This is a genomic window from Microbacterium neimengense, assembly GCF_054782995.1.
In genome coordinates this window covers 1,449,585-1,474,823 of sequence record NZ_BAAGRK010000003.1, presented here as the reverse complement: position 1 = coordinate 1,474,823, position 25,239 = coordinate 1,449,585, and the positions used below count along the sequence as shown (strand labels likewise).

General features: G+C 69.2%; 21 protein-coding genes. 11 read left to right on the top strand and 10 right to left on the bottom strand.

Annotation, left to right across the window (positions count from 1 at the left end):
- The first annotated feature begins 37 nt into the window (after positions 1-37).
- From ACYVJS_RS09870 to galE, 4 genes are all read left to right on the top strand, one after another.
- Positions 38-1,387 carry an ABC transporter substrate-binding protein gene (locus tag ACYVJS_RS09870; RefSeq protein WP_460739767.1) on the top strand — a complete coding sequence of 450 codons (1,350 nt, stop codon included), beginning with the start codon at positions 38-40 and terminating at the stop codon, positions 1,385-1,387.
- A gap of 74 nt (positions 1,388-1,461) precedes the next feature.
- On the top strand, positions 1,462-2,979 hold the full coding sequence (arfA, locus tag ACYVJS_RS09865; RefSeq protein WP_460739766.1) for an arabinosylfuranosidase ArfA: 1,518 nt from the start codon (positions 1,462-1,464) through the stop codon (positions 2,977-2,979).
- A gap of 17 nt (positions 2,980-2,996) precedes the next feature.
- Positions 2,997-4,742 carry a glycoside hydrolase family 35 protein gene (locus ACYVJS_RS09860; RefSeq protein WP_460739765.1) on the top strand — a complete coding sequence of 582 codons (1,746 nt, stop codon included), beginning with the start codon at positions 2,997-2,999 and terminating at the stop codon, positions 4,740-4,742.
- A gap of 27 nt (positions 4,743-4,769) precedes the next feature.
- A complete protein-coding gene (galE, locus tag ACYVJS_RS09855; protein ID WP_460739764.1) occupies positions 4,770-5,744 on the top strand; it encodes a UDP-glucose 4-epimerase GalE in 975 nt (324 codons plus the stop codon).
- 468 nt (positions 5,745-6,212) lie between these two features.
- On the opposite strand, the gene ACYVJS_RS09850 is transcribed toward galE, so the two are convergent.
- A complete protein-coding gene (locus ACYVJS_RS09850; RefSeq protein ID WP_137419276.1) occupies positions 6,213-7,229 on the bottom strand; it encodes a LacI family DNA-binding transcriptional regulator in 1,017 nt (338 codons plus the stop codon).
- A 139-nt stretch (positions 7,230-7,368) separates the two neighbouring features.
- On the opposite strand from ACYVJS_RS09850, the gene ACYVJS_RS09845 reads away from it, so the two are divergent.
- The 4 genes from ACYVJS_RS09845 to ACYVJS_RS09830 all read left to right on the top strand — a co-directional run bounded on the left by ACYVJS_RS09845 (position 7,369) and on the right by ACYVJS_RS09830 (position 12,561).
- Positions 7,369-9,375, top strand: a complete 2,007-nt coding sequence (locus ACYVJS_RS09845; RefSeq protein WP_460739763.1) for a beta-galactosidase — start codon at positions 7,369-7,371, stop codon at positions 9,373-9,375.
- Between the two features lie 2 nt (positions 9,376-9,377).
- Entirely contained in the window at positions 9,378-10,271 is an 894-nt protein-coding gene (locus ACYVJS_RS09840; RefSeq protein WP_460739884.1) for a carbohydrate ABC transporter permease, read from the top strand.
- Positions 10,268-11,155 carry a carbohydrate ABC transporter permease gene (locus ACYVJS_RS09835; protein ID WP_307320198.1) on the top strand — a complete coding sequence of 296 codons (888 nt, stop codon included), beginning with the start codon at positions 10,268-10,270 and terminating at the stop codon, positions 11,153-11,155. The genes ACYVJS_RS09840 and ACYVJS_RS09835 overlap by 4 nt, the downstream gene beginning before the upstream one ends.
- Before the next feature lie 83 nt (positions 11,156-11,238).
- A complete protein-coding gene (locus ACYVJS_RS09830) occupies positions 11,239-12,561 on the top strand; it encodes an ABC transporter substrate-binding protein (protein ID WP_460739762.1) in 1,323 nt (440 codons plus the stop codon).
- 62 nt (positions 12,562-12,623) lie between these two features.
- On the opposite strand, the gene ACYVJS_RS09825 is transcribed toward ACYVJS_RS09830, so the two are convergent.
- On the bottom strand, positions 12,624-13,589 hold the full coding sequence (locus ACYVJS_RS09825) for a LacI family DNA-binding transcriptional regulator (RefSeq protein WP_460739761.1): 966 nt from the start codon (positions 13,587-13,589) through the stop codon (positions 12,624-12,626).
- Positions 13,590-13,642: 53 nt separating this feature from the next.
- On the opposite strand from ACYVJS_RS09825, the gene galT reads away from it, so the two are divergent.
- Both galT and galK read left to right on the top strand, forming a co-directional pair.
- A complete protein-coding gene (gene galT, locus ACYVJS_RS09820) occupies positions 13,643-14,809 on the top strand; it encodes a galactose-1-phosphate uridylyltransferase (protein ID WP_460739760.1) in 1,167 nt (388 codons plus the stop codon).
- Positions 14,810-14,814: 5 nt separating this feature from the next.
- Complete coding sequence (gene galK, locus ACYVJS_RS09815; protein ID WP_460739883.1) at positions 14,815-15,993, top strand: galactokinase; 1,179 nt, start codon at positions 14,815-14,817, stop codon at positions 15,991-15,993.
- 108 nt (positions 15,994-16,101) lie between these two features.
- Here the strand turns inward: galK and ACYVJS_RS09810 are convergent, their stop codons facing one another.
- Complete coding sequence (locus ACYVJS_RS09810) at positions 16,102-17,445, bottom strand: alpha-L-fucosidase (RefSeq protein ID WP_460739759.1); 1,344 nt, start codon at positions 17,443-17,445, stop codon at positions 16,102-16,104.
- Positions 17,446-17,537: 92 nt separating this feature from the next.
- On the opposite strand from ACYVJS_RS09810, the gene ACYVJS_RS09805 reads away from it, so the two are divergent.
- Positions 17,538-17,894, top strand: coding sequence for an L-rhamnose mutarotase (locus tag ACYVJS_RS09805; protein WP_460739758.1), 357 nt, complete (start codon positions 17,538-17,540; stop codon positions 17,892-17,894).
- Here the strand turns inward: ACYVJS_RS09805 and ACYVJS_RS09800 are convergent.
- The 7 genes from ACYVJS_RS09800 to ACYVJS_RS09770 are packed head-to-tail and all read right to left on the bottom strand — an operon-like array spanning position 17,852 to position 25,165.
- On the bottom strand, positions 17,852-18,556 hold the full coding sequence (locus tag ACYVJS_RS09800) for a GntR family transcriptional regulator (RefSeq protein ID WP_460739757.1): 705 nt from the start codon (positions 18,554-18,556) through the stop codon (positions 17,852-17,854). The two genes, ACYVJS_RS09805 and ACYVJS_RS09800, sit on opposite strands and share 43 nt — an antisense overlap.
- Before the next feature lie 14 nt (positions 18,557-18,570).
- On the bottom strand, positions 18,571-19,536 hold the full coding sequence (locus ACYVJS_RS09795) for an aldo/keto reductase (protein ID WP_460739756.1): 966 nt from the start codon (positions 19,534-19,536) through the stop codon (positions 18,571-18,573).
- Positions 19,533-20,663: a mandelate racemase/muconate lactonizing enzyme family protein gene (locus ACYVJS_RS09790; protein ID WP_460739755.1), complete on the bottom strand. Its 1,131-nt coding sequence runs from the start codon at positions 20,661-20,663 to the stop codon at positions 19,533-19,535. Before ACYVJS_RS09790 ends, ACYVJS_RS09795 begins: the two co-directional genes overlap by 4 nt.
- 27 nt (positions 20,664-20,690) lie before the next feature.
- Complete coding sequence (locus ACYVJS_RS09785; protein WP_460739754.1) at positions 20,691-21,560, bottom strand: carbohydrate ABC transporter permease; 870 nt, start codon at positions 21,558-21,560, stop codon at positions 20,691-20,693.
- Positions 21,550-22,512 carry a carbohydrate ABC transporter permease gene (locus tag ACYVJS_RS09780; protein ID WP_460739753.1) on the bottom strand — a complete coding sequence of 321 codons (963 nt, stop codon included), beginning with the start codon at positions 22,510-22,512 and terminating at the stop codon, positions 21,550-21,552. Before ACYVJS_RS09780 ends, ACYVJS_RS09785 begins: the two co-directional genes overlap by 11 nt.
- Positions 22,513-22,516: 4 nt before the next feature.
- Positions 22,517-23,770: an ABC transporter substrate-binding protein gene (locus ACYVJS_RS09775; RefSeq protein WP_460739752.1), complete on the bottom strand. Its 1,254-nt coding sequence runs from the start codon at positions 23,768-23,770 to the stop codon at positions 22,517-22,519.
- A gap of 42 nt (positions 23,771-23,812) precedes the next feature.
- The gene (locus tag ACYVJS_RS09770) at positions 23,813-25,165 is read right to left on the bottom strand and encodes an alpha-L-fucosidase (RefSeq protein WP_460739751.1); all 1,353 of its coding nucleotides are present in this window, start codon (positions 25,163-25,165) and stop codon (positions 23,813-23,815) included.
- Positions 25,166-25,239: the final 74 nt, after the last annotated feature.

Sequence of the window (25,239 nt, the reverse complement as noted above, 5' to 3'; positions counted from 1 at the left end):
CTCCGGCATCCACAACAACGAAGTGAAGGAAAGTCCCATGTCACACATGCGCAAGGGTTCGGTGCTGCGTCGCGCCGCATCCGTCGTGGCCATGACCACCATCGCGGGCATCGCGCTGGCTGCCTGCGCCGGCGGCGGCGGTGCAGCCTCCGGCGGCGGAAGCGCCGACGACCTCGACAAGGCCCTCGAGGCCGGCGGCGAGATCACGTACTGGTCGTGGACGCCCTCCGCCGAGGACCAGGCGGCCGCGTTCATGAAGAAGTACCCGAACGTCAAGGTGAACGTCGTCAACGCGGGCACCAACAAGGACGAGTACACCAAGCTGCAGAACGCGATCAAGGCCGGCTCCGGCGCCCCCGACGTCGTGCAGATCGAGTACTACGCCATGCCGCAGTTCGCCCTCACCGACGGCCTGCTCGACCTCTCGTCGTACGGCTTCGGCGACCTCGAGAAGGACTACACCGCCTCCACGTGGGGTTCGGTCGACTTCGACGGCAAGATCTACGGCCTGCCGCAGGACTCCGGCCCCATGGCCATGTTCTACAACAAGGCCGTCTTCGACCAGTACGGCCTGACCGTTCCCACCACCTGGGACGAGTACATCGAGACCGCGAAGAAGCTCACCGCAGCCGACCCGACCAAGAAGATCACGAACGACACCGGTGACGCCGGCTTCGCGACCTCGATGATCTGGCAGGCCGGCGGCCAGCCGTTCACGGTCGACGGCACGAACGTGAAGATCGACCTCTCCGACAAGGGTTCGAAGCTGTGGGCCGACACCTGGAACCAGCTCGTCGACCAGAACCTGCTCTCGGACGCCTCCAGCTGGAGCGACGAGTGGTTCAAGGGTCTCGGTGACGGCTCGATCGCCACACTGATCATCGGCGCCTGGATGCCCGGCAACCTCGAGTCCTCGGTGCCCAGCGCCGCGGGCAACTGGCGCGTCGCGCCCATGCCGACCTACGACGGCACCCCCGTGTCGGCCGAGAACGGCGGCGGCGGCCAGGCGGTCACCAAGCAGAGCAAGAACCCGGCGCTGGCCGCGGCCTTCCTCAAGTGGCTGAACAACGACCAGGAGAGCATCGACATCTTCGCGAAGTCGGGCGGATTCCCCTCCACCACGGCGGACCTGCAGTCGGACGCGTTCCTGAACGCCAAGAGCGACTACTTCGGCGGACAGCAGATCAACCAGGTGCTCGTGCAGGCCGCATCCGACGTTCGCAAGGGATGGCAGTACCTGCCCTTCCAGGTCTACGCGAACAGCATCTTCAGCGACACCGTCGGCCAGTCCTACGCCAACAAGAGCGACCTCAACGAGGGCCTCATGACCTGGCAGGACCAGCTCGTCAGCTACGGCAACGAGCAGGGCTTCAGCGTCAACAAGTAATCACCGACAAGGGGTGGGTCGCATCGCTTGCCGATCCGACCCACCCTTTGCCGCATCCCGACCCGAAAGCGATCATGACCTCCGCCACCCGCATCGCCGTCGCGACGAGCGCCGACGGCCCCGCCGTCCCCCGTCGCGTCTTCGGCACCTTCGTCGAGCACATGGGCCGCTGCGTGTACGACGGCATCCACGAGAGCGCGCACCCCACCGCTGACGCGAACGGCTTCCGTGCCGACGTGCTCGAGCTCGTGCGCGAGCTGGGCGCGACCGTCGTGCGCTACCCGGGCGGCAACTTCGTCTCGGGCTACCGCTGGGAGGACGGCGTCGGACCCCGCGAGGAGCGCCCTGTGCGCCTGGATGCGGCCTGGCACTCCACCGAGACCAATCAGGTCGGCCTGCACGAGTTCGCCGACTGGGCCGAGTCCGCGGGCCTCGAGCTCATGGAAGCGGTGAACCTCGGCACGCGCGGCGTCGCCGAGGCCGCCGACCTGCTCGAGTACACGAACCACCCCGGCGGCACCGCCCTCAGCGAGCGCCGCCGCCAGAACGGCCGCGACGAGCCCTTCGACATCCGCCTGTGGTGCCTCGGCAACGAGATGGACGGACCGTGGCAGATCGGCCACAAGACGGCTGACGAGTACGGCCGCCTCGCCGCCGAGAGCGCGCGCCTCATGCGGTTCATCGACCCCGACATCGAGCTGGTCGCCGCAGGCAGCTCCAACCACGAGATGCCCACCTTCGGCGAGTGGGAGCGTACCGTGCTGCGCCATACCGCGGAGCTCATCGACCACATCTCCGTGCACGCCTACTACGAGGAGACGCCGGGCGACCCCGCCAGCTTCCTCGCCTCGGGCGTGGCACTCAGCCGCTACCTCGACGACGTCGCGGCGATCATCGACGAGGTGCGCGGCGAGACCGGCTCGACCCGCGAGATCGGCATCAGCGTCGACGAGTGGAACGTCTGGAACCAGACACGTTGGAACGAGGTCGACAAGCCGCGCGTCTTCACCGGCGACTGGCCGATCGCCCCGCGCCTCATCGAGGACGACTACACCGTCACGGATGCGGTCGTCGTGGGCTCCCTGCTCATCACTCTGCTGCGCCACGCGGACCGGGTCTCGATGGCCAACCTGGCGCAGCTCGTGAACGTCATCGCCCCCATCCGCACCGAGCCGGGCGGCCCCGCCTGGCGGCAGACGACGTTCTTCCCGTTCCAGCTGACGGCGGCCGCGGCACACGGCACCGTCGTCGTCCCGACCGTCGAGAGCGCGTCGATCGAGACCGCCAAGCACGGCGCCGTCGCAGCCGTGGATGCGGTCGCCACCGTGAACGGCGACGAGATCGTCGTCTTCGCCGCCCACCGCGAGCTGGACGAGGCCACCGAGGTCGTGATCGAGCTCGACCGCGAGATCGCCGCGGCCGACGCGCTCGTGGTCACCGTGCCCGAAGGCGGCGACCGCCACACCGTCAACTCCGCCGAGGCGCAGCCCGTCGCACCCGCATCCCTCACGGCGGTCGTCGACGGCACCCGCGTGCGCCTCACCCTCCCCCCGCTGTCCTGGGCACGCATCACTCTGCGCGCAGCCCGCTGATCGAAACGAAAGACACCGTGAGCACCTTCACCGTCGGCGAGACCGACTTCCTGCTGGACGGCGAGCCGCACCGCATCCTCTCCGGCGCGCTCCACTACTTCCGCATCCACCCCGACCACTGGGCCGACCGCATCCGCAAGGCGCGCCTGATGGGCCTGAACACGATCGAGACCTACGTCGCGTGGAACGCCCACGAGCCCGTGCGCGGGCAGTGGGATGCGACCGGCTGGAACGACCTCGGGCGCTTCCTCGACCTCGTCGCCGCCGAGGGCATGCACGCCATCGTCCGCCCGGGGCCCTACATCTGCGCCGAGTGGCACAACGGCGGGCTGCCCGTCTGGCTCACCCGGACGCCGGGCATCGGTCTGCGCCGCTCGGAGCCGCAGTACATCGCAGCCGTCAGCGAGTACCTCCAGCGCGTGTACGAGATCGTCGTGCCGCGTCAGATCGACCGCGGCGGCAACGTCGTGCTGGTGCAGATCGAGAACGAGTACGGCGCCTACGGCTCCGACAAGGAGTACCTGCGCATCCTCACGGACCTCACGCGGGAGGCGGGGATCACGGTGCCGCTGACGACCGTCGACCAGCCCGAGCCGTGGATGCTGGAAAACGGCAGCCTTCCGGAGCTCCACCTCACCGGTTCGTTCGGCTCGCGAGCCACCGAGCGCCTGGCGACCCTACGCGAGCACCAGGAGACGGGCCCGCTCATGTGCTCCGAGTTCTGGGACGGCTGGTTCGACTGGTGGGGCGGAGTGCACCACACCACCAGCGCCGCCGCGTCCGCCGCCGAACTCGACGCGCTGCTCGCCGCCGGCGCCTCCGTGAACATCTACATGCTGCACGGCGGCACCAACTTCGGCACCACCAACGGCGCCAACGACAAGGGCCGCTACGCGCCGATCGTCACCTCGTACGACTACGACGCCCCGCTGGACGAGTCCGGCTACGCGACCGAGAAGTTCCACGCGTTCCGCGAGGTGCTCGCCAAGTACACCGACGTCCCGGCCGAGACGGTGCCCTCGCGTCCGGCAGCCCCCGAGCTGTCCGTCGCACTCACCGCCGCCGGCGACTGGCTCCCCGCATCCGCCGGGCCTGCCAGCGCCGAGCCCTGCACGTTCGAGGACCTCGGTCAGCTCGGGCCGCTCGTCCGCTACGACGTCGAGCTGCCCGCAGCGGCCTTCGGAGACGACGACGCCGCCGTGCTCGCATTCGCCGAGGTGCGCGACCTCGCCTGGGTGTCCGTCGACGGCGTCGCCGTCGGTCGGCTCTCGCGGGCGCTGCACGAGCGCACCCTGACGATCCCGCGCGGCGCACACCTGACCGTGCTCGTGGAGGACCAGGGCCGCGTCAACTACGACCACCGCCTCGGCGAGACCAAGGGGCTCATCGGCCCGGTGACCCTCGGCGGCACTGCGCTGACCGGGTGGACCGGAACGCTCGTCGACGTGGAGCGCATCGCCGCGGGTCTCGGCGTCGCCGCATCCGGATCCATCGCCGGACGCACCGCTCTGCGCGGCGCATTCACGCTCGAGACGCCGGCCGACCTGTTCCTGGACACCGCATCCTGGGGCAAGGGCTTCGCGTTCGTGAACGGCTTCTTCCTCGGTCGCTACTGGGCCAACGGCCCGCAGCGTACGCTCTACGTGCCGGCACCGGCGACCCGCGCGGGCGAGAACGAGATCGTGGTGCTCGAGCTCGAACAGGTGGCGAAGGCCGTGGCGGCGTTCGTGTCCGACCCCGACCTCGGCCACCGTGAAGAGTGAGCGCCCGACTCGGGCAGGATGGATGACATGACCTGGCTTGTGACCGGCGGTGCCGGATACATCGGCGCGCACGTGGTGCGCGCGCTCACCGCGGCGGGCCTGACGCCCATCGTGCTCGACGACCTCTCCAGCGGTCACGCACCGTTCGTACCGGAGGGCGTCCCGTTCGTGCGCGGCTCGATCCTGCAGCGCGACCTCGTGGAGCAGACCCTGCGCCAGTACGAGGTGACCGGCGTCATCCACGTCGCCGGGTACAAGTACGCCGGCGTCTCCGTGAAGCGGCCGCTGCACACGTACGAGCAGAACGTCGAGGGCACGCGGGTCGTGCTCGCCGCGATGGCGGCGGCGGGCGTCGACAAGCTCGTGTTCTCCTCCAGCGCCGCCGTCTACGGCACCCCGGATGTGCCGTTGGTCGTCGAGGATCTGCCGAAGCGCCCGGCGTCGCCGTACGGCGAGTCGAAGCTGATCGGCGAGTGGCTGATCCGCGACCAGGCCGTCGCGACCGCCGAGGAGGATGCGCCGCTGCGGCACACTTCGCTGCGGTACTTCAACGTCGTCGGCTCCGGCGACCCCGAGGTCTACGACACGAGCCCGCACAACCTGTTCCCCATCGTGTTCGAGAAGCTGATCGCGGGCGAGACCCCGCAGATCAACGGCGACGACTACGACACGGAGGACGGCACGAACGTGCGCGACTACGTGCACGTCGCCGACATCGCCGCAGCCCACGCCGTGGCGGCCCGTCGCCTCGCCGCGGGCGAGCCGCTCGAGGCCGCGTACAACCTCGGCTCGCAGAACGGCCTGTCGGTACGCCAGATCATGGACGCGATGGCACGGGTCACCGGCATCGACTTCACCCCTGTCGTCGGCCCGCGCCGCGCCGGCGACCCCGACCGCATCGTCGCCACGGGCGAGCTCGCCGCACGCGACCTCGAGTGGGCGAACCGTTACTCGGTCGACGAGATGGTGCGTTCGGGCTGGGAGGCTCGCCGCCGGGCCTGATCACTGCACGTCGAGCGGGCGTTCGCCGCCGCATCCTTCCGGATCGCGGCCGCGAGCGCCCGCTTCCGGTTTCCGGGCGATGCCGGTGTGCGATTCACAGTTCGTGGTGTCGGCAACACAACTCAGTCGACTGCGGCGCATTCGGTGTCCGAGGACGGGTGATCGGCACATCCCGGCTGAGTTGTGCGCCCCAACTCCTGCACAACCGGCATGCGGCCCCCACATCCGGCCCCGCCGGACGATTCTGCAGGAGTTCGGGCACGGCAATGGCGGCGCCCACCCCCGGCGACCTCCCCGGTGCCTCGGCCCGGTATCCAACCCAGCACTACTCAGCCAGCCCCGGCCGGCCGGGTCTGTGCGGTCCCGGTACCGGTCGGTTCCGGCTGAGTTGTGCGCCCCAACTCCTGCACAACCCGCCGGAAGCCCACCGGTGGTTCTGCAGGAGTTTTGGCCCGCAGAACCCGCACGTCAGGCGGAGTCGCGCCAGACGACAGGCGCGTCGAGGAGGATGCCGGTGCGCACACTCTGATCGCCGTCGAGCTGTGCGAGTACGGCTGCAGCGGCCGCGGCGCCCAGCCCCTCGGCGGGCTGGTGCACGGTCGACAGCTGCGGCGAGGTGCGGGTCGCCCAGGCGCTGTCGTCGAAGCCGACGACCCCGACGTCCTCGGGGACTCTCCGCCCCGCCGCGCGCAGTGCCTGCATCGCGCCCGCCGCGACGGCATCGGATGCGGCGAACACGCCGTCGAGGTCGGGGGCGCGCTCGAGCAGCCGCGTCATGCCGGCCGCACCGTCGGCGAAGGCGTACAGGTCGACGGGTTCCACCAGCGCGGGGTCGAACGCGTCGCCCAGGGCCGCACGGAAGCCGGCCAGACGGTCGCTGCCCGAGTCCCGGTCGAGTGCCGCGGCGATCATGCCGATCCGACGGCGACCCGTCTCGCGGAGTCGGGTGACGACGGCCTCGGCCGCGCCGCGGTTGTCGATGCCGACCCAGGCGCCACTGATCCCGGGCGGGTGGCCGACGAAGGCGACGGGGAGCCGCAGCCGCTCGACCACGTCGGAGATGGGGTCCTGATGACGGGCGGAGACGATGACGGCTCCGTCGACGAAACCGCCCGAGAGGTACCGGGCGACCCGGTCGGTGTCGCGCGCGGTGTCCACGACGACGCACACCATCTGGTAGTCCGCCTGCGAGAGCGTCGTGTTGGCACCCAGCATGATGCCGCCGATGTTGGGGTCCTCGAGGAACAGCGAGTGCGGCTCGTGCACGATGAACCCGACCGCCTGCGTGCGCTGTCGTACGAGGTTGCGCGCCGCGGTATTGGGCACGTAGCCGACCTCGCTGATGGCGCGGTGGATCGCCTCGCGCGCCTGCTCCGACACGTACCCGCCGTTGAGCACACGACTGACCGTGCCCCGCGACACCCCCGCGGCACGCGCCACGTCGTGCACCGTGGAACGGCGGGGTCCGGATGGGGATGCGGCCATGGGCGCCAGCCTATCGGCGACGCTCCGCTTGACGGACGCGGCCAACCGTGACAATCTGTGCACGTTCACAGATTCTCAACCGAGATTCTTCGCACGCAAATGTGTGCACGTTCACAGCCACGCAAAGGAGCGCCACGGGATGCCCGACGCCGCCCATCTCGCCACCCTCGCCGCGGACGGCATCGTCTTCGGCAGCGACTACAACCCCGAACAGTGGGACCGGTCGGTGTGGGAAGAGGACGTCCGCCTGATGAACGAGGCCGGCGTCAGCCTCGTGGCCATCAACGTCTTCGGCTGGTCGGACATCAACCCGGCGCCCGGCGAGTGGGACTTCACCGCTCTCGACGCCATCATCGAGCTGCTGCACGCCCACGGCATCCGCGTGAACCTCGGCACCGGCACCGCCTCCCCGCCGCCGTGGCTGAGCCGCATCCACCCCGAGATCCTCCCGGTGTCGGAGGACGGCGTGCGTGCCTGGCCCGGCGGCCGCCAGGCCTACTGCCCCAGTTCCCCCGTCTTCCGCGCCTACGCCGCCGAGGTGGTCACCCGTGTCGTCGAGCGCTACGGGAGCCACCCGGCCGTCGCCCTGTGGCACGTGTCGAACGAGCTCGGCTGCCACAACGCGCTGTGCCACTGCGACGCCAGCGCCGAGGCCTTCCGCGGCTGGCTGCAGACGCGCTACGAGACCATCGAGGCGCTCAACGACGCCTGGGGCACGGCGTTCTGGAGCCAGCGCTACGGCACCTGGGACGACGTCCTGCCCCCGCGCCGCGCCCTGTCGCTGCGCAACCCCGGCCAGATGCTCGACTTCCACCGCTTCAGCTCCGACGAGCAGCTCGGCCTCTACCGCGCGGAGGCCGCCATCATCCGCGCGGCGAGCGCGGTTCCGGTGACCACCAACTTCATGGTGACCGCCCACATCCGCAACCTCGACTACTGGACGTGGGCCGGGGAGATGGACGTCATCGCCAACGACCACTACCTCGACAACCGCCTTCCGCTTCCCCGCGCGGAGCTGTCGTTCGCGGCGGATCTGACCCGCGGGCTCGCCCAGGGCGAGCCGTGGCTGCTCATGGAGACCTCGACCGGCGCGGTCAACTGGCAGCCCTACAACCTCGCCAAGAGCGAGGGCGAACTCCTGCGCAACGTGGTCACGCACGTCGCGCGCGGCGCCGACGGCATCTGTTTCTTCCAGTGGCGCGCTTCGGCTCAGGGTGCGGAGAAGTACCACTCGGCCCTGGTTCCCCACGCCGGCACCGAGACCGCGGCCTGGCAGCGCGTGCTCGGGCTCGGCCGCACGCTGCGCGCGCTCGCCCCCGTCGTGGGCACGCGGGTCAAGGCGCAGGCCGCCCTCCTCTTCAGCTGGGAGAGCTGGTGGGCCGCAGAAGGCGAGGGACGCCCGAGCGAGGCGCTCGCCTACCTCGAGCAGGTACACGCCGCGCACGCCGCGCTCAGCGCGGCGGGCCTCACGGTCGACGTCGTGCGCCCCGGCGCCTCCCTCGACGCGTACGGCCTCGTCGTCGTCCCGGCGCTCCACCTCGTGCGGGATGCGGATGCGGCCGTCATCGCCGACCGTGCCGCATCCGGCGCCGCGGTGCTCGTGACCTTCTTCAGCGGCACCGTCGACGAGCGCGACGCGGTTCGTCTGGGCGGCTACCCCGGCGCGTTCCGCGAGCTGCTCGGGGTCAGCGCGGAGGAGTTCGCCCCGCTCGAACCCGGGCAGACGGTGCGCCTCGGCTCGGGCGCCGTCGGGAGCGTGTGGACCGAGCGGATGCGGGCGACGGATGCGGAGATCCTCGACACGTTCGTCGACGGTCCGGCGAGCGGCATGCCCGCACTCACCCGTCGCACCGTCGGCACAGGCTCCGCGTGGTACCTCGCGACCCAGCCGGATGCGGCGGCCTACGCCGAGCTGATCTCGCGCATGGCGGCCGAGGCGGGACTCGAGTCTGACGCCTCCCGCATCCCGGGCGTCGAGGTCGTGCGCCGGGAGGGCGAGGGGGGCTCGTACCTGTTCGTCATCAACCACTCGGAGAACGAGGTCGCCGTCGACGCCCGCGGTCGCGACCTGCTCACCGACCAGCCGGTCGACGGCACCGCGGTCGTGGCCGCCGGCGCCGTCCGGATCATCGAGGAGTCCCTGTGACCATGACCCACGCGCCCGCGCGGCGCCGCACGCGGGCGCCGCACAAGGCGGCGATCGCGTTCCTGCTGGTGCCGTTCGGCATCCTGTTCACCCTCTTCTACGTCGCGCCGATCCTCTTCGCGATCGTGCAGTCGACGCTCGTCGTGCGCCGCGAGGGCACCTTCGGCAAGGCCGAGCAGGTCTTCGGCGGGTTCGCCCAGTACGTGCTGGTCTTCCAGAACGAGGCGTTCTGGAGCTCGGTCGGGCGGATGCTGCTGTTCGGCGTCGTGCAGGTGCCCGTCATGCTCGGTCTCGCGCTGCTGTTCGCGCTGCTGCTGGACTCGCCTCTGGTGAAGGGCAAACGCTTCTTCCGCCTCGCGTTCTTCGTGCCGTATGCCGTGCCCGGCGTCATCGCCGCGATCATGTGGGGCTCGCTGTTCTCGCCGAACCTGTCGCCGTTCACCGCCCTGACCAAGAACGTCGACTTCCTCGGCGCCGATCTCGTGCTGTGGTCGATCGCGAACGTCGTCACCTGGGTCTATGTCGGCTACAACATGCTGATCATCTACTCGTCGCTGCTGTCCATTCCGACCGAGATCTACGAGGCGGCACGCCTGGACGGGGCGGGGCAGTTCCGCATCGCCTGGTCGATCAAGATCCCCCTCGTGCGACCCGCGATCGTGATGACCGCGATCTTCTCGATCATCGGCACCCTGCAGCTGCTGGCGGAGCCGCAGGTGTTCCGCTCCTTCAGCTCGGCGGTGACCAGCACGTACACGCCGAACATGACGGTCTACGCGACCGCCTCCATTCCCAACCCGAACCTCGCGGCCGCGTTCTCGGTCGTGCTGGCCGTGACCACCTTCGTGCTCTCGTTCGGATTCATGAAGTACATGCAGCGGAAGGGCAACGCATGAGCGCCACCGTCGCCACCCGCCGGAGCACCGGCGCCACCCGTCGCGTGCGCGAGCCCCTGGTCTCGCGCGGCTCGGCGATGCTCATCATGGCCGTGTTCACGGTCTACTTCCTGCTGCCGCTGTGGTGGCTGCTGGTCGCCTCCAGCAAGGACACCGGCGACATCCTCACGACCAATCCGCTCTGGTTCGCCGACTTCCGCCTGTTCGCCAACATCGGCGATCTCTTCGCCTACCGCGACGGCATCTACCTGCGCTGGCTCGGCAACTCGCTGCTGTACGCCGGTCTCGGCGGCGCGATTGCGACGCTGCTGGCGGCGATGGCGGGGTACGCCCTCGCGAAGTACCGCTTCCCGGGGCGCGAGTTCCTCTTCAACGTCGTGCTCGGCGGCGTCCTCGTTCCCGCGACGGCCCTGGCTCTGCCGCTGTTCCTGATCTTCAGCCAGGTGCAGCTGACGAACACGTTCTGGGCGGTGTTCCTCCCCTCGCTCGTGAGCCCGTTCGGCGTCTACCTCGCGCGCATCTTCGCCGCATCCTCCGTACCGGACGAACTGCTGGAGGCGGCGCGCCTGGACGGCTCGGGCGAGATCCGCACCTTCTTCACCGTGAGCATGCGGCTGATGACGCCGGCGCTCGTGACCATGTTCCTCTTCCAGTTCGTGGCCATCTGGAACAACTTCTTCCTGCCGCTGATCATGCTGCGAAGCGAAGAGCTCTTCCCCGTGGTCTACGGCCTGTTCGGCTGGAACAACCAGCTGAACCAGCTGCCCGAACTGCGCGGGCTCGTCCTCATCGGCGCCCTGCTGTCGGTGATCCCCCTGATCGTCACGTTCCTGCTGCTGCAGCGCTTCTGGCGCGGCGGCCTCGGAGCCGGCGCCATCAAGTGACCCCAGACTCCGGGCGGAAGGAACCGCCCGGCCCTCGTCCGACGGAAAGGCCCGGAGGACGCACCACCAAGAAAGGGATGGAAATGCAGCACCCCAGAAAGAAGGCGGTCGCAGCCCTCGCGCTGTCGGCGTTCCTGCTCGCCGGCTGCGCCGCGGGCGGCGAGCAGGGCAGCGACGCCGCTGCCGGCGACTGCGCACCGGCCGACGGCCCGGTCACGCTCGAGTTCACCTCGTGGATCCCCGGCATCGAGGATGTCGTGAAGATCTGGAACGACGAGAACCCCGACGTCCAGGTCAAGGTGCAGACGGGCCCGAACGGCAACAGCGGCACCTACCAGAACTTCTTCAACCAGATCGCGGCCGGCAACGCGCCCGACCTCGGCCAGATCGAGTACGACGCACTCCCCAACTTCCTCGTGCAGGACGGCGTGGAGAACATCGCGAACTGCGGCGACGTGAGCTCCGCCAAGGACCAGTTCGTGGGCTGGGCATGGAGCCAGGTGGCTCTCGACGGCGGCGTCTACGGCATCCCGCAGGACATCGGCCCGATGGGCCTGTTCTACCGCTCGGACCTCTTCGCGGCCAACGACATCCCCGTGCCGACGACCTGGGACGAGTACAAGGAGGCCGCGAAGAAGATCCGGGCGCTGGGCGGCTACATCACGAACTTCTCGCAGTCCGACATCAACCAGTTCGCCGGTTTCGTCTGGCAGGCCGGCGGGCAGTGGTTCGACAACGGCTCCGACGGCTGGAAGGTCTCGCTGACCGACGACGCATCGACCAAGGTCGCCGACTACTGGCAGGACCTGATTTCCGAGGACCTCGTCAGCACCTACCCGGCATGGACCGACGAGTGGAACAACGCGTACAACTCGAGCCAGGTCTGGACGTGGAACTCGGCCGTCTGGGGCGCCAACTCGATCTCCAGCGGCGCACCCGACACGTCCGGCAAGTGGTCCGTCGCGCAGATGCCGCAGTGGAAGGCCGGCGATGCCGTCTCCGGCAACTGGGGCGGCTCCTCGATCGCCGTACTCAAGGGAAGCAAGCACCCCTACGAGGCGTCGAAGTTCGCCCTGTGGCTGAACACTTCGGATGAGGCGCTGACCGCGCTGAACAAGGCCGCAAACATCTACCCCGCGACCACCGAGGGCCTGAAGCTCCCGTCGCTGGCCGAGGGTGTCGACTTCTACGGCGGGCAGAAGATCTACGACGTGTTCGCGCAGGCGGCCACCGAGGTCACCCCCGACTTCGTGTGGGGCCCGACGATGACGCAGACCTACGCCGACGTCTCCGACGGCTTCAAGGCCGCCGTCTCGGGGTCGGGCACACTCGCCGACGCTCTGCAGAAGGGTCAGGACTCGACCGTCAAGACGCTCGAGTCGCAGTCGATCCCGGTCCAGAAGTAACGCCGACCGTGATGCCCCGGGATGCCACCGCGTCCCGGGGCATGACGCGCTTCCGGAACGCCTCAGGCGCTGTCGCGGACGACGAGCGTCGCGCCGATCTCCTGCGCGGATGCGGCCTCGTCCGTCTCGATCATGCGCACGAGCACCTCGACGGCGCGAGAGCCCAGCGCGTCGAAGTCCTGCCGCACGGTCGTCAACGGCGGACGGTACTCGCTCGCGTCTACGATGTCGTCGAAGCCCACGACGGCGACGTCCTCGGGCACGCGTCGGCCCGCGTCGGCGAGGGCGCGCAGCAGACCGAGGGCCATCTGGTCGTTCGCGACGAAGACGGCGGATGCGGCGGCGAAGGCCGCGCCACGCTCGTAGCCCGAGCGGGAAGTCCAGTCGCCGCGCTCCGGCTCGGGAGCGTCGATGCCCGCCTCGGCGAGCTCCTCGCGCCAACCGCGTTCACGCTCGGACGCCGCGAAAGAGGTCACCGGTCCCGCCAGGTGGTGCACCGTGCGATGGCCGGCATCCAGCAGGTGCCGCGTCGCGAGCCGCGCGCCGCCCGCGTGATCGGTCTGCACGATCGTGAAGCGGTCGTCCGGCGGCGAGTCGACCACGACGAGGCGCAGTCCCGCGGGCGGCTCGGCACCGCGGGCGAGTCGCGTCGCCTCGTTCAGGACGACGGCGCCGTCCACACCCTGATCGCGCAGCTGCGAGAACGCCTCCGTGATGTCGCGGGTGCCGGCGACCGTGACGATCGCGAGCGCGTAGTCGCGTGCGGCGGCGGCCTCCGCGATCGCCTGCAGCATCCGCGAGTTGCCGACCGAGGCGAGAGTGGAAACGACGAGGCCGATCGTGCGGGTCTGCCCGGTGCGCAGCGCCCGCGCCGCGCGGTGCATCCGATAGCCCAGCGCGCTCATGGCCGCCTCGACCCTGGCGCGGGTGGCCGGGTCGACGCGCGGGCTCTGATTGACGACGCGCGAGACGGTCTGCGCGGAGACGCCCGCGTGCGCGGCGACATCCGCCATCGATACTCGAACCATCCCGCCCCTGTCGTCATGTTGACGATATCACGCCCGAAATGTAGCGTGTTATCGTGAACACACCTCAGCAGGATGTCGCACTCCTCGGTGCGGGCGTCGTGAAGCGACCCACGCGCCTCGCCGACGGCCGCGAACTGATCTACTACGACGATCCCGACACGACCCTTCCGCCCGAGCGCAGCGTCGACGCCCGCGAGCTGGCGCCGCGTCCGGAGACCGCGACGATGCGCCTCGACGTGCTGACCGGCGACTGGATCTCCATCGCCGCCAACCGTCAGAACCGCGCGTTCCTACCGCCGGCGGAGCTCGACCCGCTCGCCCCGCAGACACCCACGAACCCCTCGGAGATCCCGTCTCGCTACGACGTGGCGGTCTTCGAGAACAAGTCGCCCTCGTTCGGCCCTGCCCTCTCCGCGGCGACCGACGACGTCCCCGCGGCCGTCGACCCGCCGCGGAGCCTCGCCGATCTGGCCGAGTACGGACTCGGCCGCACCCGCACCTCCGTCGGACGCACCGAGGTCGTGTGCTTCAGCCCCGAGCACGCCGGCTCGTTCGGCACTCAGACCGTCACGCGCGCACGCACCGTGATCGAGGCGTGGGCCGACCGCACCGCAGCGCTCTCGGCGCTGCCCGGCATCCAGCAGGTCTTCCCGTTCGAGAACCGCGGGCAAGAGATCGGCGTGACGCTGCCGCATCCGCACGGGCAGATCTACGCATACCCGTACGTCACCCCGCGCACGCAGCGACTGCTGGCCGCGCTCGAGCGCACCGGTGACGACCTGTTCGACCGCATCCTCGAGATGGAGTCGAAAAGCGAGCGCGTGATCCTCCGCGGCGAGCACTGGACCGCCTTCGTGCCGTTCGCCGCGCGGTGGCCGCTGGAGGTGCACCTCGTGCCGCACCGCCACGTCGCCGACTTCGCCGAGACGAACGACGCCGAGCGCGACGAGCTGGCGCCACTGTATCTGCGACTGCTGCGCGGCGTCGATGCGCTCTACGACACTCCGACGCCCTACATCGCGGCCTGGCACCAGGCCCCCGTGCACACCGGACGCGCCGGCGCTCGCCTGCACCTCGAACTGACCTCGCCGCGCCGCGCGGCCGACAAGCTGAAGTACCTCGCCGGGAGCGAGGCGGCCATGGGCGCCTGGATCGGCGACGTCCCGCCCGAGACCGCCGCCGCACGCCTGCGCGAGGCCGTAGAAGGAGTATCGCTGTGACCCAGATGGATGCGGCCGCCGCCGCCCGCGACCTGTTCGTCGAGCTGACCGGGAACGCCCCCGTCGGTCACTGGTCGGCGCCCGGGCGGGTGAACCTCATTGGCGAGCACACCGACTACAACGACGGCTTCGTGCTGCCCTTCGCGATCGAGCACCGCACGCACGTCCAGCTGGGTCTGCGCGAGGACGGCCGCATCCGCGTCGTGTCGACGTTCGACCCGGTGCCCGTGGAGGTCGCGCTCGACCAGCTCGACGCGCTCTTCCCCGAGGGCCGCGGCGACGTCCCCGAGTGGTCCACCTACCCGCTCGGCGTCGCATGGGCACTGCTGAGGGCGTCGGGACGGGATGCCGGGAGCGTCACCGGCGTCGACATCGCGATCGCGTCCGACGTACCGGTCGGGGCAGGGCTCTCCTCCTCCGCCGCGATCGAGGGCGCGACCGCATCCGCTCTCAACGATGTCTGGGAGCTGGGTCTGGATCGCGTGGCCCTCGCGAAGGTCGGCCGCGTCGCCGAGAACGAGGCGGTGGGCGCGCCCACCGGCATCATGGACCAGATGGCCTCGATGCTCGGCGAGCAGGATGCGGCGATCTTCCTCGACTGCCGCACGCTGGACACCACGGTCGTCGACCTCGGTTTCGCGGCCGCGGGCCTCGAGCTGCTGGTCATGGACACGAACGTGAAGCACTCGCACTCGACCGGCGGCTACCGCGAGCGCCGCGCGTCGTGCGAGCTCGGCGCCTCGATCATGGGCGTTCCGGCGCTTCGCGACGTGCGCGTCGAGGACCTCGAAGAGGCACGAACGAAGACCGACGATGTCACGTTCCGTCGGATGCGGCACGTCGTGACCGAGGATCAGCGCGTGCTCGACACCGTCCGGACGCTCCGTGAACAGGGTCCGCGCGCCATCGGCGAGCTGCTGCTGGCCTCCCATGCCTCCATGCGCGACGACTTCGAGATCTCGGTTCCCGAGCTCGACACGGCGGTCGAGGCGGCCATGGCAGCGGGGGCGATCGGCGCACGCATGACCGGCGGCGGCTTCGGCGGCGCGGCCATCGCGCTCGTCGATGCGGACCGGATCGACACGGTGTCGGATGCGGTGCGCCGCGGCTTCGCCGACGCCGGGTTCGCCGCGCCGACGATCTTCACCGTGATCCCGTCGGCCGGCGCGCACCGCGACGCCTGAGACCGAATCCGATTTCGAGGGGCGGCCGCCACGGCGTCGCCCCTCGGAACGAGTCGCCGGGGAGCGCTTCAGGGATGTGCGCTCTCCGGCACACCCGGTGGGTGTCGATCAGCGCATCGGCAGATCGAGGCGACGCGGCATCGCGTCACCGGCGGGCGGCACCGAGAGGATGACCGGCCCCGCGCCGTCGCTCGCGATCCGCAGCCCATCGCGCGATGACGCGCTCTCGGCCCGCACTCGTTCGCGGTCGACGTCGAGGACCACATCCGCGCCGTCCGCGACGACGAAGGCATGGAGCGTGTCCTGCGTGCGCGTCCACCGCACCCAGGGATCGTCGCCGCCCGCGGCAAGGCCGACCGTGGGCGCGCTGCCGAACAGCGCGTCCCCGTGCGCGGCATTGAAGACCCCCAGTCCCTCGAGCGCGCGGCGTTGGAGCTCGGGCACACGGCCGGATGCGGTGAGACCGATGTTCAGCAGGAGGTTGCCGCCGCGCGAGACGACGTCGATGAAGTGCCGCACGACGGCCGCAGCCGAGAGCGAGGAGTTCTCGTCCTCGAGTCGGTTGTAACCGAACGAGTACCCCACTCCGCGGCAGTTCTCCCACGGCTCGTCCGCCTCGAGGTCGAGCCCGTGCTGGTACTCACTGGTGCGGAAGTCCCAGTGGGTGGCTCCCCACCTGTCATTGACGACCCCCTCGGGGCGGGCCGCATAGAACCGGTCGAACAGATCGATGAGGCTGTACGGCCCGGGTTCCTTCCCCGCATCCGGCCACTCGATGTCGCCCCACAGCACCTCGGGGCGATACCGCGCGATTAGATCGGCGACGTGGGCGTGGGCATACGCCGCGTACGCCGCATCCACCGGGCGGCTGTCCGGGCCATCGTCGGACGTGATCGGAGGGTTCTTTCCGAAATGCCAGTCGAGTCCGCCGGAGTAGTAGAGGCCGAAGCGGATACCCCGCGCCTCGGCGGCGCAGCGGAACTCCTCGAGAAGATCTCGGCGCGGCCCGCGGTGCACGGTGTTGCGCCCCCCGGTGCCCGGGGCGTCCCACAGCGTCACGCCGTCGTGATGCTTCGAGGTGGGCACGAAGTAGCGCGCCCCCGTTGCCGCCACGAGCGCCATCACCGCGTCGGCGTCGAACTCCTCAGCGCGCCACTGATCGAGGAAGTCGTCGTAGGGCGCTCCGCCGTACTCCAGTTCCTGATGACGAGCGGCGGGAGAGCCGGGAATGCGGATCGTGTTGAAGTACCACTCCGCATAGGGATTGTGGCGGTACCAGTGCTCCTTCTCGACCGTCCCCAGCGCCCCGATCGGCTCCGCCCACGCTGGCACCGCGTACGGTCCCCAATGCACGAAGATCCCGAGCTTCGCCGCCGTGAACCAGTCCGGAACCGGATGCCGGAACCGCTCGTACTCCGAGGGACGCACCGCGTCTCGCACGAACATCGCCATCTCGCATCTCCTTCGTTGCGGCGGCCGATCCTACAGGAAACAGGGTATCCGATTCGCTACGATGACGAGGACATGGACGAAGGAGTTCTCTCATGCGCGTAGCTCTTCATTCGGTGATCGTGCCGGACGGTGAAGCCGAGTACGAACGACGCCATCAACGGATCCCCGAAGCGCTCGTGGCGAGTTTCGCCCGGGTCGGGATCCACGATTGGACCATCTGGCGCAGCGGGCACGACCTGTTCCACCTCGTCGACTGCGACGACTTCGGAACCGCGATGCGCGCACTGGAGCACGACCCGGCGAACATCGCGTGGCAGAGGACGATAGGCCCCGTCGTCGATCACTTCGTTCAGGACGGCCCGCGTGCCGAGCAGATGATCGTGCCGCAGGTCTGGCGGTTGTCGGATCAGCGCGGCGAGTCGCGCGTACCCGACGAGATCCGCTCGTAGGAACGGGCGATGTGCGCGCTCATTGCGTCGCGCGCACCGTCCACGTCACCCGCCCGCAACGCCTCGAGGATCGCCTCGTGCTCCTCGACGGCGCGCTGAGCGATGCCGTGCACGAAGTACAGCCGGAACAGGTGCAGGTGCGAGCGCAGTCGCACGATGCCGTCCAGGAGGAGATCGTTGCCGGCCGCCGCGGCGATCCGGTGGTGGAAGGCGGCGTCGCGGTCGGCGAAATCCCGATAGTCCTGGAACCGGTCGGCGCCCGCTTGTGCGGCTTCTGCGCTGGTCGCCATCTGACGCGAGAGCTGCTCGAGTTCGGCGATCCCTTCGGCGTCGAGGCGCGCGGCAGCGGCGCCCGCGGCATGGGGTTCGAGGATCCCGCGCACTTCGTACAGCTGACGCAGCCCTTCGTCGTCCAGCAGCGGTGCCGCCGTGTATCCGCGGAGTGCCTTCTTCACGACGAGCCCCTCGGACTCGAGCCGGGCGAGGGCCTCACGCACGGGGGTGGGCGACACGTCGAGTTCACGCGCGATGCCGTCGATGCTCGCCCGGGCGCCGGGCTCGATGACCTGGTCCATCAGGAGCCCGAGCACGGCGTCGTATACGTCGTCGGCGAGCGCACGGCGCACCGGAAGCGAGCGCGATCCCGGCTGCGGCGTGGTCATGGGCTCCATCGTATTCACGCGGAGACAGCGGATGCGGGCAGCAGGCCGTGAGCGGCGAGTTCCCCCCACACTTCCTCGGGCACCGGCCGTGCTGTGAGACGACTGTTCGCCCGCACCTGTTCCGGCGAGGCCGCGCCCAGCACCACCGTCGTGATCGCGGGATGCCGCAGCGGGAACTGCACCGCGAGCTCGGGGATCGTCACACCCCACCCGTCGGCGAGGTCGGCGATCCGCTCGACTCTCCGACGCACCTCGTCGGGAACACCGCCGTAGTCGAAGTGCGCGTCGGATCGTGGACGCGCTGTCGCGAGGATTCCGCTGTTGAACACGCCCGCGGCGACGACCTCGACACCGCGTCGCCGCGCGGCGGGGAGCAGGTCATGCGCCGCCGCATCCTGGAGCAGCGTGTATCTGCCCGCACACATGACCAGGTCCAGGTCTGTCTCCTCGACGAAGCGCGTGAGCATGCCGGACTGGTTCATCCCCGCGCCGTACGCCCGGATCACGCCCTGCGACTTGAGCTCGGCGAGCGCCGGGAAGGCTCCCTCGAGAGCCTCGCGCTCGTGCGCATCGGGGTCGTGGACCAGGAGGATGTCGATGCGATCGAGTCCCAGGCGCTCGAGGCTCTGCTCGAAGGATCGCAGTACGCCGTCGCGTGAGTAGTCGAGAACGCGCCGTCGCGTGGCGGGGACGTCGAACAGATTCGCGATGTCGGTGCGCGCCGCGCCGTCCGGGTCCGGCTCGAGGACCCTCCCCACCTTCGTCGAGATCACGTACTCGTCGCGGGGGTAGGCGGCCAAGGACGCGCCGAGGCGCTCCTCGGCGAGGCCGAGCCCATAGTGGGGCGCGACATCGAAATAGCGCACGCCGGCATCCCACGCCGCGGGGACGCAGGCGGGCCAGACGTCCTCGGCGAGGGCGGTGAAGAGGTTGCCGAGCGCGGCGACGCCATACCCGATCGACCCTAGCTCGACGGTCACGAAACCCTCAGAGCGACGAGAGCATCGTCGTCCCACTCGATACCGAGCCCGGGCTCGACCGGGGCGCAGCCCGCACCCGACACGATGGGCATCTCACTGCGCGTCACCGCACGCAGCTGCGGGATGTGCTCGAGATACACCGCGTTGGGCACGGCGCAGGTCAGCGAGACGTGCAGTTCCATGAGGAAGTGCGGCGCCACCTGCACGTTGAACGCTTCGGCCAGATGAGCGACTTTGAGCCACGGCGTGATGCCGCCGATGCGCGCCACGTCCACTTGCACGATGGATGCCGCCTGCGCCTGCAGATACTCGCGGAAGTGACCCACGGAGTACATACTCTCCCCCACGGCGACCGGAATGCTCGTCGCGCGGGCCAGAGCGCGGTGGCCGGCCATGTCCTCGGCGGGCAACGGCTCTTCGAACCAGAAGATGTCGAAGGGCTCGAGCGCGGCGGCTCGGCGGATCGCCTCCGCCGACGTCATCGACTGATTCGCGTCGATCATGATGTCGAAGTCCGCCCCGACGGCCGCACGCACGGCAGCGATACGCTCCACGTCCTCGTACCCACGAGGCTTTCCCACCTTGATCTTCACGCCTCGAAGGCCCCGCTGCCTCGAGGCGAGCGCCTGGGTCACGAGCTCATCCGTCGGCAGGTGCAGCCAACCGCCCTCGGTGTCGTACAGGGGGATCCGATCCCGAGCCCCGCCGGCGGCGACCCAGAGCGGCAGCCCCGCACTCCGACACCGCGCGTCCCACACGGCCGTATCGGCTGCCGCGAGCGCGAGCGCCGTGATCACCCCGACCGTGGTGGCGCGGGTCGACTCGAACAGTCGGCGCCAGACGGCCTCGGGCCGCGCCGCATCCTGCCCGATCAGGGCATCGAGCAGGCCGCCGCGCAGCATGCTGAGCACCGCGACACCTCCCGTGCCGATGGTGTAGCTGTAGCCGAGTCCCTCGACGCCGTCGGCCGTGCGGATGCGGACGAAGATCGTCTCCTGCTTGAGGAAGGCCTGCACGGCGTCCGTGCGAACCGTCTCGACCGGGATGTCGCACAGCCAGGCGTCGGCCGCGACGATACGGGTCCCCGTTCCGATCCGAGCGCGCTGGAGCGGCGGTGTGGCGGTCATCTCGTTCTCCTCATGTGTGTTCATTCGTCATCGGCCTCCGAACCCGCCCAACGCGACGCCCTTGACGAGCTGTCGCTGCAGCAGCGCGACGATCACGAGCGAGGGCACGACGGAGATGGTCGAAGCCGCCATGAGCAGGCTCCATTGCGTGCCGTGCTCCCCCGTGAACATCGACAGCCCGAGCGGGACGGTCGCCAGCTCCTGGCTGTTGATGATGATCAGCGGCCAGAGGTACGAGTTGTAGTACCCGATGAAGGAGAACACGGCGAGCACCGAGAGCGGCGCGGTGAGCTGCGGCAGCAGGACCGATCTCAGCGTCCGGAACCGGGACGCGCCATCGATCAACGCCGCTTCCTCGTACTCGATGGGAATCGTCAGGAAGAACTGGCGCAGCAGGAAGGTGCCGAAGGCCGTGAAGGCGAAGGGGATGATGAGCGCCGCGTACGTGTCGACGAGCCCAGCCTTGTTCATCATGATGAAGAGCGGGACGACGAGCACCTCCTGGGGCAGAACCAGCGTCAGGACGTAGAGCAGGAAGATGCGATCGCGGAAGCGAAATCGCAGCCGAGAGAACGCATAGGCCGAGAGCACCGCCACGACGACCGACAGGAGAGCCCCCAGAGTCGCGACGAGGAAACCGTTGAGGATGAACCTTCCAAAGGGCACGAGTGTCCAGGCGTCCAGGAAGTTCTGCCAGCGCACCTCGGAGCCGACCAGCGACGGGGTCGGCGAGAACACCTCGCCCTCCGGCTTCAGCGCGGAGAAGAACATCCAGATGAACGGAAAGGTGAACACGAGCGCGACGACACCGATTGCGACGGTGTTCGCCCACATGCGCGCGTGCTCGCGACGTTGAGCGGGACGCAGCCGCGTGCGGGCGACGGTCTCACTTGTCATAGTTCACCCACTTGCGCTGACCCACGAACTGGAGCGCGGTGATGAGCATCACCACGAGGAAGAGCATCCACGCCAGCGCGGAGGCGTAGCCGAGACGATCGAACACGAAGCCGTTGCGGTAGAGGTAGAGCACGAAGGTGTTGGTGGACTCTCCGGGCCCGCCTTGCGTGAGGATCTGCGGCTGCACGAAGACCTGGAACGCGCCGATCATGGTCATGGTCGACGTGAAGAAGAGGGCGGGCGAGAGCATCGGCAGCGTCACATGGCGCAGACGCGACCACGCGCTCGTGCCGTCCACGCGCGACGCCTCCAGAATCTCCTTCGGGATAGCACTCAGCCCCGCCGACAACACGATCACGTTGTAGCCGAACGACTGCCAGACCGACATCGCGATCACGGATGCGAGCGCGAACCGGGAGTCCGAGAGCCACGACGGCCCGTCGATCCCCATCCCGCTCAACAGGGAGTTGACCAGCCCGTCCTGCGAGAGCAGGAGGCGCCAGATCAGCGCGTTGGCCACCATCGGGGTGATCGCCGGGAGAAAGAAGACGACCCGCCAGAAGCCGGCGAAGCGGATGCGGGTCTGCAACCAGAGCGCGATCGCCAACGCCAGCAGAAGGTTGAGCGCCGTGTACACGAACGCGAACACGACGGTGTTGCCGAGCACCGTGTAGAAGGTCGGGTCGCCGAAGAGCTTGACGTAGTTGTCGAACCCGATGAAGGTCGGGGCACCGTACAGCGGCCACTCGAACAGGCTGATGACCAGAGAGCCGACGAGCGGGACGATGATGAAGACGATGAAGCCCGTCAGCCCGGGCCAGAGGTAGGCCGCCGCGGCCAGCGCGTCGCTGCGCGACCGCCCTGCGGCGCGGCCGGCGCTGCCCGTTCGCGGGGTCCGGGGGCCGGGGGCCGCCGCCTGCGCGACGGTCCCCGGCTGCAGGAGGGCTGCCATCGGCTCAGCCGCCCACCGAGTTCTGGATCGTCTCCAGGATCTCCTGCGCGCTCTTCTGTCCGCGGAAGCCCTCGACGCCGTACTGGGTGAACAGGGTATCGACCTGGTTCCAGTTCTCCGTCGTGATCTGCGCCGTCGCGTTCGCGAGCAGGGCGTCGACGACGTCGCCCGCGCCCGCGGCCTTGCCCTCGGCCCAGGCCGGGACGGCCTCCGAGCGGGCCGGCACGATACCGCGGGATGCCGCCTGCGCCTCGAGCACGGGGGTGGCGGTGAGTTCGGTGATTGCGGCGAAGGCCGCCTCCGGGTCGCTGCACGTCTCGGCGATGCCGAATCCCGAGCCTGCGGTCATGGCGGCCGCCTCGCCGGAGGTCGACGGGACGATGGAGATCCCCATCGTGAAGTCGGCGGCTTCGTCGAAGGTGCCGTACATCCACGGCCCTTCGATCAACATTGCGGCCTTGCCGCTGGTGAAGGCCGCTTGGGAGACGTCGGAGCCGTCGGCCGCCTCGGGCGCGTTGGCCACTCCTTCGACGGCGACGAGATCGAAGAAGCTCTGCACCTGCGCGACGAAGTCGGGGTTGGTGAGATCGAGCTTGGCGTCACCGTCGACCGCCTCGACACCGTCGGCGATCGACCACGCGTTCGGGATGAAGATGCCGGTCGAGATCGCGAGCCCCTTCTGGTCCCCGGTGGTCAGCGTCTTCGCGTCCGACACGAACTGCTCGCGGGTGTAGCTCACCCCCGGAGGTGTGAGGCCGGCAGCCGCGAACAGGTCGGCGTTGTAGAACAGGACGACAGGTTCCGCGTCGTACGGGATCGCCCGGATCGTGCCGTCGACGGTCATTCCTGCCAGCATGGACGCGTCGATGTCCGAGGTGTCGAAGTCCGCCCCGGCAATCAGATCGTCCAAGGGCTTGAGCAGTCCTTTCAACTCCTGCGCACGCGCCGCCTGGGTGGTGAGTAGACAGGGCGGGTTGCTGCCAGAAAGTCGGGTCTTCACCTTCGTCCAGTAGTCGGCGAAGCTCGGGCCCTCGATGTTGATCTTCAGATCCGGGTCCTGCTTCTGTGCGAGGGAGACGAAGGACTCCCACTGCGCCCGGTCGCTCTCGCTCGAGACCCAGGTGTACAGATCGAGCGAGCCGTCCGATTGCACCCCACCGCCCGAGCCGCTGCCGCCCGCGCATCCCGCGAGCAGTGCGAGCGCACTTGTTGCTGCCACCGCGGTGGCGATGCGCGCCGTTCTCGTTCGTGTCGTCATTGCCGTGCTTCCTCCATTGGATTCACTGTTGATGCCTTCGCGTCAGGCGAAGTCGATGGCGATCACGTCGATCGACGCTCCGGAGGGCGTCGGCGCCGCGATGCGCAGCTCTCCGGTGGGCTCAGCGTCGCGCGAGGCGAGCTCGTGCACCTCGAAGCCGACCGTGTAGTCGAGCGATTCCCCCGTGGCGAGCAGCCGTACCCGCGAGACACGCCGCACCGGAAGACCGCGGACCACGACCTCCTCGACGGGGAGCGAGACCAGATGTAGGTAGAGCGTCCCGGGCCGGGCGGTGGTCGGTCCGTGGAAGTCCACACCCGTCGTCGGCGAGACGTCGATGACGCTCTCGCGATGCTGCCGCATCCACTCGCCGATCCCCTCGAGGCGTTCGACCTGAATCGGGTTGAGGCTCCCGTCGCCGCGCGGCCCGATGTTCAAGAGCAGGTTCCCCCCGCGCGAGACCACCTCGATGAGTGTCGCCAGCAGGGTGCGGACGGACTTGTTGTTCGTGTCCGCCGGGCGCCAGGCCCACATGTCGCCGATCGTCAGGCACAGTTCCCACGGCCCGTCCGGCGCGTGCAATGGGAAGGCCTGTTCGGGGGTCTTGTAGTCTCCCTGCCCGAGGAGCCGCTCGTTGATCACGACGTCGGGTTGGAGCCCCTTGATGAGTGCGCGCAAACCCGCTGTGTCCCATTCCTGCTCGTTGCGCTCCCACTCGCCGTCGAACCACAGCAGGTCGATCGTTCCGTAGTTGGTGAGGATCTCGGTGAGCTGTCCCCGCAGATATGCCTGGTAGCGCGCCCACTGCTCGGCGCTGGCACGACGGTGCCGGTCCTCACGCACCGGCAACCCGATGTTCTCCTCCAGACCCGCGGCCGGCCAGTGCTCCTCCGGGTACGGACGATCCTCGTCGCGGAACGCGGGGTAATCGGGATGGTGCCAGTCCGGGAGGCTGAAGTAGATGCCGACCCTGATGCCCTCGGCTCTGATGGCCTCGACGAACTCGCGGGTGATATCGCGCCCGAAGGGGCCGTGCTGCACACCGAAGTCGGTGTAGTCGCTGTGGAACATCGAGTATCCGCCGTGGTGGCGGGCCGTGAAGACCACATACCGCGCGCCCGCCTCGCGAGCCAGACGCGCCAGAGCCACCGCGTCCCACTGCGTCGGATCGAACGTCGCCGCGCTGGCGTGATACTCCGCGACGCTGACGGCGTCCTCGACGACGTCGACGCCCGGGATGATCGAGCGGCCGACCAGCGGCCAGGAGATCTCGATGCCCTGCTGACTCGCGTGGTCCCAGTGCACGAACAGGCCGAAGCCAGCGCCGACGAACCACTCACCGCCGGGCAGTGAGAAAGGAACCGGACGAATGAACGAATCAGGCACCAGGGCCACGGCGCTCTCCCTTGAGACAGTGACTATTTCCTATAGGATAGAGGGACGCTTTCGCCGACGCAAGCCTGGAGTTC

Coding starts and splice junctions, on each gene's coding strand:
- ACYVJS_RS09870 (WP_460739767.1), top strand. CDS start 38: ATGTCACACATGCGCAAGGGTTCGGTGCTGCGTCGCGCCGCATCCGTC.
- arfA (WP_460739766.1), top strand. CDS start 1,462: ATGACCTCCGCCACCCGCATCGCCGTCGCGACGAGCGCCGACGGCCCC.
- galE (WP_460739764.1), top strand. CDS start 4,770: ATGACCTGGCTTGTGACCGGCGGTGCCGGATACATCGGCGCGCACGTG.
- ACYVJS_RS09850 (WP_137419276.1), bottom strand. CDS start 7,229: ATGGCCGCATCCCCATCCGGACCCCGCCGTTCCACGGTGCACGACGTG.
- ACYVJS_RS09845 (WP_460739763.1), top strand. CDS start 7,369: ATGCCCGACGCCGCCCATCTCGCCACCCTCGCCGCGGACGGCATCGTC.
- ACYVJS_RS09840 (WP_460739884.1), top strand. CDS start 9,378: ATGACCCACGCGCCCGCGCGGCGCCGCACGCGGGCGCCGCACAAGGCG.
- ACYVJS_RS09835 (WP_307320198.1), top strand. CDS start 10,268: ATGAGCGCCACCGTCGCCACCCGCCGGAGCACCGGCGCCACCCGTCGC.
- ACYVJS_RS09830 (WP_460739762.1), top strand. CDS start 11,239: ATGCAGCACCCCAGAAAGAAGGCGGTCGCAGCCCTCGCGCTGTCGGCG.
- ACYVJS_RS09825 (WP_460739761.1), bottom strand. CDS start 13,589: ATGGTTCGAGTATCGATGGCGGATGTCGCCGCGCACGCGGGCGTCTCC.
- galK (WP_460739883.1), top strand. CDS start 14,815: ATGGATGCGGCCGCCGCCGCCCGCGACCTGTTCGTCGAGCTGACCGGG.
- ACYVJS_RS09810 (WP_460739759.1), bottom strand. CDS start 17,445: ATGGCGATGTTCGTGCGAGACGCGGTGCGTCCCTCGGAGTACGAGCGG.
- ACYVJS_RS09805 (WP_460739758.1), top strand. CDS start 17,538: ATGCGCGTAGCTCTTCATTCGGTGATCGTGCCGGACGGTGAAGCCGAG.
- ACYVJS_RS09800 (WP_460739757.1), bottom strand. CDS start 18,556: ATGACCACGCCGCAGCCGGGATCGCGCTCGCTTCCGGTGCGCCGTGCG.
- ACYVJS_RS09790 (WP_460739755.1), bottom strand. CDS start 20,663: ATGACCGCCACACCGCCGCTCCAGCGCGCTCGGATCGGAACGGGGACC.
- ACYVJS_RS09785 (WP_460739754.1), bottom strand. CDS start 21,560: ATGACAAGTGAGACCGTCGCCCGCACGCGGCTGCGTCCCGCTCAACGT.
- ACYVJS_RS09780 (WP_460739753.1), bottom strand. CDS start 22,512: ATGGCAGCCCTCCTGCAGCCGGGGACCGTCGCGCAGGCGGCGGCCCCC.
- ACYVJS_RS09775 (WP_460739752.1), bottom strand. CDS start 23,770: ATGACGACACGAACGAGAACGGCGCGCATCGCCACCGCGGTGGCAGCA.